Here is a 7,353-nt window from a genome sequence, read left to right on the forward strand (position 1 = left end):
GAAATCCGTCCTGCGCCTTCTGAGGGACGCTTTTTCTTGCCGTCTTTCCGACTCAGTGTCGACAAGTTGACAGAGCCGCACTGGCCGTTCGCGCTGCGAAAAGCAGCTTGTCGCGCAGCACCGCGTCTCGCTCGACCGCCTCGAGCAGGAGTTCGCGAATTACGTCGTCGCTCAACGTCGTTACGTATTCGCCAATGAGCTCCTCGGCGCGGGGGAAGGCGTATTTCCATGACGGAGCGGTATCGCGGCTCGACGAGCGGAATGGTGTTTTGAGCGCAAGCGTCAATGGCACAAGCCGTTACAGCGTCGAACTCAAAGTCGGGCGCGACGACGAACTCGCGTACGTCTGCGATTGCCCGGTCGGACAAACGGGCACCTTCTGCAAACATCTTGTCGCCGTCGCGCTCTCGTGGCTTGAGAATGCTGGGGACGAGGTCGTTCACGCGGTTGAGCGGGAGCCGACGAAGCCGAGAAAGAAGCGCAAGACCTCAGCAGCCGTCTCTTCCCGGTGCCGCCAATATCGGTTGACGGTCGCGACGACTTTCGCTCGGCACTTTGTATGCGTCCGCAATTCGCCGCTGATAGTCGAAATAACCATACGCTGCGATACAGAGCAGTGGAACTAGAATCGACGCGATGAGCGCGATGGTCAGGGCCCGCCGCGTTGCGGCGAAGTTGCGAGAAGGCATCGGCACACTCGCCGCGCCGCTTTTATCGAGTAGCGAGTTCATGCGCTCCGAACGGACTTCCTAATGCAATAAGCGATGGTACCGCTTAAGGTCCGTCATCACGCCGTGAATCTTGCGTCTGTTCAGTTCATCCCGGCGCTTACATAAGAATTCTATCGACGTCTTGCCGACTGGCTCGCAGACTTGAAACAATCCTCTTGCTAACAACGCCGTTACGACGATGCGGCCCTCGCGAGCAACCACCCATTGATGCCCGGCTATTCCGGTAAGCTCCGAAGAGCTTGGCGCTCGGGCGTCACAATCGTTGCGAAGCCTCTTGGCGATGGAGTCGACAAGAGAAGGGACGGCGAACTCCGCTATCACTGACGCTCAGGCACAATCACACCGCACCCGCGGACGGCGGGCGGCAACCGACTAAGTCGGAGACGTGAGCATTGGACGCCGCCTCTCCGCCTCCGCCTCCGTTTGCGCCGACCGTATCACCTCACCAAAACTGGCCCTCGCAGAGGAACACAGAAGGCTGACAGGCGGACGTTCCAGACGCAGATGGGCGGCAACCAACGCGACGCAATCGGGACAACGGCTCAACAGTTCGCCGTGAGAGCGTGATGTTCATTGACTACAATGGTGTGGCCCGAAGCGAACGTTCATCGATGGCTAGCCAAACTAATCTCAGCGACGTCCTGACATTGGACGAGGTGCAGTCTCGAACATCTTCGCTTCGGCAAGACGTCGGTGACCCGAGCCATGTTCGTCGTGAAAACGTCTGACTGCAGGACCTTCCCGGATAGCGGCAGTGAAAAATAAGGCTTCGGCGCTGACGCTAGTCAGCGAGTTCTACCGCGACCTCACGAACAATGACCCTGCGCTACTGATGGGACTTTACCGCCAAGATGGCAACATCCTCGTCAGGCTTCCCGACGCAGAAAGCGCCGCGAACCCGGCCGCGAATACGCCGTTCACAAAGGCACTCGCGCAGGCGGTCCGGGAGGGTCGAGTCGACATGGCTTCCACCGTTGACGGAACCGACCGAATACTGTCCTTTCGGCGCGTAGGAGACTATCCGCTTTACGTCGCCAGTGGCTATGCGACTGACGCGGCGCTAACACAATGGCGCAGGCATGTCGCCGTTGTGGCCATGCTCACGCTTACGCCGTGTGTCGGCCTTTGGCTGTTGATTGTTTTCTCACTCGGCCCTAACCATGTGCTGGTAGTAGAGGACAACGAGGAAGTGGCCGCTGGAATCTGTGCTGTGCTCGAAGTGCTGGGATGCACAGTACGACACGCGGTGACGGCCGACCAGGCGCTCGACATACTCATTGGCGGCGTCGCATTTGATTTCATCCTTTCCGACGTGCAAATGCCGGGGAAGATGAGCGGCATCGACCTTGCTGAACAGGTCGGGAACTTGTGGCCAAAGCAGAAGTTCGCCATGATGACCGGTTATGCGGATGAAGTAGAGCGTGCCGAACTGGGCGGAATCGCTATTCTCGCGAAGCCGTTCAATATCGAGGAACTGCGGGCGCTGTTAGGTGGTAGCGGGCGATAACCTGCCGTCGGCAGGATGTGTTTCATCTATTCGGTCCGTTCGGCTCGGAGCCGTCTGGCAAGCAGAGGCAAACGCCAGAGGCCCGTTTAACTAACGCATTGCCGTCGGAAGGAGAGGTTATCCAACTTAAGCGCGATATTGAACGCGGAGCGCACCTGTTCACCGCCGTGGCCCCAGAACCGAACTGTGCCGTCTTCCTCGACAACGATGATTTCCTTCACGCCGCCCGATAAGTAGTCGGACACTCTGTCTGCAAGCAGAAAACTATCAGTCTCCCAACAAGCCAATACTTCAACGCATACGTCGGGCACTACAGTTAAGGGTTCTGCTCCGTCGATGTCTTCCCCCGGCCAGCGCTCGTCGGACATCCAGACGATGTCTGGGACCAAGACGCCGAACTCCGGGCTGGCGATAGGCAGGTCTAGTGCCACTCTCGGCCCAAGCTGAGTCGCCAGCTTGCAAAAGACATCCGTTACAGCGATGCGGTGCCATGGCTCGACGCGACGTACCGTCAATCGGCCTCGCCGACAAAGCTCAATCTTTAGTTCGGCGCGACCAAGCGTCGCTACAAGCGCTTTATGCTGTGAGATAAGTTCATCAAGCGAAGCAATCTGATGTTCCATAGCCGCTGACCATTCGAATCAGACGTTGACGGTGGTACTTTCTTGACAGTCGCGCTTGGAGTCACGTCCGCCAGCAGTCGAGCGCCACTGTGCGTCGCTCGACCGAGTGCTCATTAGCGATGGTGCGAACCGGTGGTTCGGTCAAGCAAGCGCTCGAGCCGCTCGCGTTGCGGTGGAACCAGTCCCGCCGTCGCTTGCGCCTGAAGCACGCGACCGCGCCAATACGTCCGCGCGAATATCGAATCCGCACCGTCGACGTCGAGAACCCTCTCGAGGTGGGCAATCGCCCCGTCGATGTTGTGGGGCGTATAAGGACTTGTTCCTGCAGTTAAGGTCTTTGAGATAGTCATCGTCGATGCTCAACAGGTTATGCGTAGGCGGCAGTGATGAAGATATGCGCCTCGCCAATCTCCATAAAATATGATTGTTTGTTATTGTTGATGAAGCGTTTAACGAGCATACAAGCAATTAAAAAACTTGCGGGAGATATACCGTCGTTTCTCTCGAAGCCTAACGCTTAATCAAGTAGAAAGTCCCGGAATTTATCCACTTCGCAGCGCTTTCTTCGATTTCGGGCCGAACGTTCGGACGCGGCTTAAGGAGCCGAGTCACTTACTCGGAAACGGATTCATGAGTGCACGTGGCCGACTTTCTAGATGTATCACGTTGGACGAGCGGTCTCGGTCAGCATCAAGTAACCGACCGGTAATGAAAAGTCCCGGGGAGTAGGTAGTTAACTGGTTGACGCAGCGGCACGAGGAATTAAGAATGAACCTACGTTCAAGCGCCGCCGTCTTTCAAGCTCCTTCGTGGCGCGGGCAGCGGACGGGCTGACGTTACGCAGATGCCGTCCAGTCAGTTCGATAGGCGCACCTTACGGATTCAGCGGGCATCTTCAAAGGAACTGCCGCGTCCAGGTACGCGCTATTGTTTAACCGAGGGTAAATATGTCAACCGGTATCGTGAAATGGTTCAACGACGCAAAGGGCTATGGCTTCATCACTCCAGATGAGGGCGGCGACGACCTGTTCGCGCACTTTTCAGAAGTAAAATCTGAGGGCTTCAAAACGCTAGCGGAAAACCAAAAAGTTAGCTTTGAAGTAAAGCAAGGGCCAAAAGGAAAGCAGGCGGCAAATATCCAGCCCTTGTAGCTGCGCTGCCAGAATGGCATAGGCGCGGTTGGCTGACTATGCCGACGGCGCCTTCGCTGTACTATCGGAGTGGCTTGCCGCAGCATGTAAGAAATGAAACGGAGGTAACTCATGGCTGTCATACAGCACGTCTTCGTTCTCATGCTTGAGAACCGGTCTTATGACAGCGTGTTCGGATGGTCAAACCTCACGGGCACAACACCCACCGGGGAATCAACGCGCGCCGAGGGATTGCCTGCTGCTTCCATCGTCAACTTCGGACGAGCGGGAACTTCCTACCAGCTAGGACGAGGTGCTCCCTATGCGCTTGGCTTCGACCCCGGCCATGAGTTCACCGATGCGTGCGTTCAGTTGTGCGGCGTGCAGGTCGCCAACGCAGACACAGTGCGCAACGACTCCCTCGTCCTGGGCTCGGCAGGCTACCCGCCGTTCGCTACCGACACCTCAACGACGGGCTTTGCGGGAACGTACGAAGACCATTCCGACGTTGTAGCCGATGCCTTCAACGCTTTCACCCCTGACCAACTTCCCGTCTTGAACTTCCTGGCAAGTCAGTTCGGCATATGCGACAACTGGTTCGCGTCGATGCCCGGGCCGACGTGGCCCAACCGCTTCTTTGCCGTCGCGGGGACTTCGTCGGGGCTCGACCATTCTCCGAGTGATGCGCAGGTTCTGGAGGCCGTGTTTTTCAATGCCCCGATTTTCACTTTTCCAAACGGCACGGTGTTTTCGAAGATTCAGGAATCGGACTGGCTTATTGTGCAGGGTGACGTCGCGCAGACGCGCGGCATCTACGGAATGCAAAACCTGCTTGCTCGATTTGTTCCAATGGATACGCTTCTTTCTCGGCTTGCCTTGAACTCGCTGACGGAAAAGTTCATATTCATTGAGCCGACGTACGACGCAAAGAACGACTTCCGAAATGGCAACTCGATGCATCCAGCGGGTGACGTTCGAAAAGGCGAAGCGTTGGTGAAGCAGGTATACGATGCCATCAGCGCCTCTGACCTATGGTCCAAAAGCGTGCTGTTGGTCGTCTTTGACGAACACGGCGGCTTCTTCGACCATGTTACACCTCCGATAGCCGTGCCGCCCGGCTCAGTCGAGAACGCCCGCCTGAAAACGCATAACTTCTCTTTCGACAGGCTTGGAGTAAGGGTTCCCGCTATCGTCGTTTCGCCCTTCGTTCCTGCCGGTACCATCGACCATTCACTATACGACCACGCATCGATTCTGAGGACAACCGACAAATTGCTTGGACTTAATGGACTACTCGACCTGACAGCGCGGGTGCGCGCAGCCGGTGACTTTACGAAGATGTTGACTCTTTCTACCCCTCGCACTGAAGTTCCGGTATGCCCATCGCCTATCCCAACCACCGGCGCCTCCAGACCATCGAGCGGGGGCTCTCCACGCTCGAAGGACCCTTTCTTGCCATTGTATGCGCACCACTGAAGCTAGCGATTGATGCCGACCGTCGAACCATCGTCCGTGACGGCGCCCAACTCGTAGGGGCGCGCCATCTACCTTCCGGTCCGCTTTCCGTCGTCGCTGGGAACAAGGGGCGGACACCGGATGTAGCGACTGCAGGACGGGCGTCTTGCTATGGCGACTGTCACTTATTCAAGTTCATGAGAGACGCAAGAACAGCGCAGGAACGATAGAAGGCGGTCCGGCGACGCGCCTTTTCTGAAGTATCCATCGAAGAGCGCTCCTTCGCGGCTTCGCGCGACGAACTCACCGTCCTTCGATGTGTATGCGCAAATGAACGTCGTAGTTGATTTCGGATTTCCGCGGATGGCCCGCGCCGTCGAAAAGCCGTCGCGTTGCGGCATCATCAGGTCGAGCAAGACTATGTCGGGCCGCCAGAAATGAACGATTTCGAGAGCCTCGGCGCAACCGCCTGCCACCCTCGTTTGCAGGCCGTGTAGCGATAGGCATTCAGCCGTGGCGGCGGCGGCCGCTCGGTAATCGTCCACTATAAGCACGCGCTCCATGCATTCCAGTCGACGCTGTGTCCAATACGACTGTTCGTTCACTATCGCCTCCTTGCGGCTCACTCGACGTTCGAAACGTGTTGGCGTATCCTCTTCAACCGCGAGCTCCCTCGCAACGGTGAAACTCTGGCCGCACCTACTGGCCCCTACACCGATGACGCAAGTCTTCGTTTGAAAGTGGTGCCTTTAAAGGGCGAATGACTCGGCGCGCAAACTTACAATACATCATCGGGCATCTGCCAATTCACGCAGAGAACCTTGGTTTGGTCCAGCTTTGCCGACCGTCTATGAGCGCTACGACACATGCGCGATAGTTTGCATCTGTGACGTTCGAGTAATATAAATATGTTGACGGCGCATACCCTCTGGACCGCAGTTCTTCACCGGGAGCCGCAAGATGTCTCTCGCTGATTTAGTCGAAAGAAGCAACGTCTTAAAAGCGCGAATCAAGGCGGAAGGAAAACATGGCAACAAGCAGTTGCCGACCGATATCGTCCGGCTCGCAGACATCGCAGAGTACGAGCTGGGCTACGAAGCCATGCTCCACCGCAACCTCGCGACCGTTCGTTCTTTCGCGCAAATGCACCATGCATTAAAAGCATTGGCAATTTTCGACGGCGCCCTTTCACAGTTCAATGGCAATGTCAATGCAGAAAAGGCGCGCTCGTCAGGTGCGCAGCTTTCTCGTCGGAACGGCCTCCAGCGCACACCGCCCGGCGGGACGTCGGCCTGAATGCATGGATTCCCGTAACAAAGAGAAGTGTCAAAACTTCTTGCTTGAGTCTTGGCCGCCCGGCTGTTCCTACGAAGAAGCTCCAAGCGGAACTGCGAGACAGCACGACTGCTGAGCGGCCTTCAACGGACACCACCCCAGTCTGTCGCAACTACAAAGTCGGGCTTCGTAAGCGCAGGTGTCGTAGCAGGGCGCGCCGTTATTCACGGCAGTGACGTTGACTCCAACATCAAAGATGGCGGTTCGACCGTCAGTGCATTTCACGATAGCGCCCTCAGGCATCTCCTCCTAGGGAATCCGCCGCTCGTGAGAACGACGTCAGTGACGCGCCCGCCGCGCCCATCCGACAAAACCATAAGTATGTGGAAAGTGACGGCAAGTTCCAGCCGACGCTCTATGAGTATCGCTAATCGTCAGTTCCGACGTTCATCATGCTTCGCTACCCTTACGATACTAGCAAGTCGAGATTCCTTGAAAGACGCGGCGGCATACTCCTTGCGTTAGCCTACGCCGGTATTTAGTCTCACCTGCAAAATTCGATCTCGCTCGCGCGTGCTCCCGAGTGGTCGATCGGGGCGCAGTCCCACCTTTTCATCTCAGACGGTCGCGCG

At 56.9% G+C, this 7,353-nt stretch carries 8 protein-coding genes; 5 read left to right on the forward strand and 3 right to left on the reverse strand.

The genetic code is table 11. The annotated features are described in order from the left end of the window. Positions 1 to 52: 52 nt before the first annotated feature. Positions 53 to 286 carry a hypothetical protein gene (locus AB6804_RS31130; RefSeq protein ID WP_370889735.1) on the reverse strand — a complete coding sequence of 78 codons (234 nt, stop codon included), beginning with the start codon at positions 284 to 286 and terminating at the stop codon, positions 53 to 55. Here AB6804_RS31130 and AB6804_RS31135 point away from each other — a divergent pair. Together AB6804_RS31135 and AB6804_RS31140 are read left to right on the forward strand one after the other, a co-directional pair. After that, the gene (locus AB6804_RS31135; RefSeq protein WP_370889728.1) at positions 195 to 626 is read left to right on the forward strand and encodes an SWIM zinc finger domain-containing protein; all 432 of its coding nucleotides are present in this window, start codon (positions 195 to 197) and stop codon (positions 624 to 626) included. The two genes, AB6804_RS31130 and AB6804_RS31135, sit on opposite strands and share 92 nt — an antisense overlap. A gap of 859 nt (positions 627 to 1,485) precedes the next feature. After that, entirely contained in the window at positions 1,486 to 2,238 is a 753-nt protein-coding gene (locus AB6804_RS31140; protein WP_370889729.1) for a response regulator, read from the forward strand. 86 nt (positions 2,239 to 2,324) lie between these two features. Here the strand turns inward: AB6804_RS31140 and AB6804_RS31145 are convergent, their stop codons facing one another. After that, on the reverse strand, positions 2,325 to 2,861 hold the full coding sequence (locus AB6804_RS31145) for a Uma2 family endonuclease (RefSeq protein WP_370889730.1): 537 nt from the start codon (positions 2,859 to 2,861) through the stop codon (positions 2,325 to 2,327). A 947-nt stretch (positions 2,862 to 3,808) separates the two neighbouring features. On the opposite strand from AB6804_RS31145, the gene AB6804_RS31150 reads away from it, so the two are divergent. Next, positions 3,809 to 4,012, forward strand: a complete 204-nt coding sequence (locus tag AB6804_RS31150; RefSeq protein ID WP_370889731.1) for a cold-shock protein — start codon at positions 3,809 to 3,811, stop codon at positions 4,010 to 4,012. Between the two features lie 111 nt (positions 4,013 to 4,123). Further along, a complete protein-coding gene (locus AB6804_RS31155; protein WP_370889732.1) occupies positions 4,124 to 5,467 on the forward strand; it encodes an alkaline phosphatase family protein in 1,344 nt (447 codons plus the stop codon). A 164-nt stretch (positions 5,468 to 5,631) separates the two neighbouring features. Here the strand turns inward: AB6804_RS31155 and AB6804_RS31160 are convergent, their stop codons facing one another. Next, positions 5,632 to 6,051 carry a response regulator gene (locus tag AB6804_RS31160; protein WP_370889733.1) on the reverse strand — a complete coding sequence of 140 codons (420 nt, stop codon included), beginning with the start codon at positions 6,049 to 6,051 and terminating at the stop codon, positions 5,632 to 5,634. A 355-nt stretch (positions 6,052 to 6,406) separates the two neighbouring features. On the opposite strand from AB6804_RS31160, the gene AB6804_RS31165 reads away from it, so the two are divergent. Continuing rightward, entirely contained in the window at positions 6,407 to 6,742 is a 336-nt protein-coding gene (locus AB6804_RS31165; RefSeq protein WP_370889734.1) for a hypothetical protein, read from the forward strand. Positions 6,743 to 7,353 lie beyond the last annotated feature (611 nt).

This window comes from Caballeronia sp. RCC_10, assembly GCF_041360715.1.
Lineage (GTDB): Bacteria > Pseudomonadota > Gammaproteobacteria > Burkholderiales > Burkholderiaceae > Caballeronia > Caballeronia grimmiae.

Coding starts and splice junctions, on each gene's coding strand:
- AB6804_RS31165 (WP_370889734.1), top strand. CDS start 6,407: ATGTCTCTCGCTGATTTAGTCGAAAGAAGCAACGTCTTAAAAGCGCGA.
- AB6804_RS31155 (WP_370889732.1), top strand. CDS start 4,124: ATGGCTGTCATACAGCACGTCTTCGTTCTCATGCTTGAGAACCGGTCT.
- AB6804_RS31150 (WP_370889731.1), top strand. CDS start 3,809: ATGTCAACCGGTATCGTGAAATGGTTCAACGACGCAAAGGGCTATGGC.
- AB6804_RS31135 (WP_370889728.1), top strand. CDS start 195: ATGAGCTCCTCGGCGCGGGGGAAGGCGTATTTCCATGACGGAGCGGTA.
- AB6804_RS31145 (WP_370889730.1), bottom strand. CDS start 2,861: ATGGAACATCAGATTGCTTCGCTTGATGAACTTATCTCACAGCATAAA.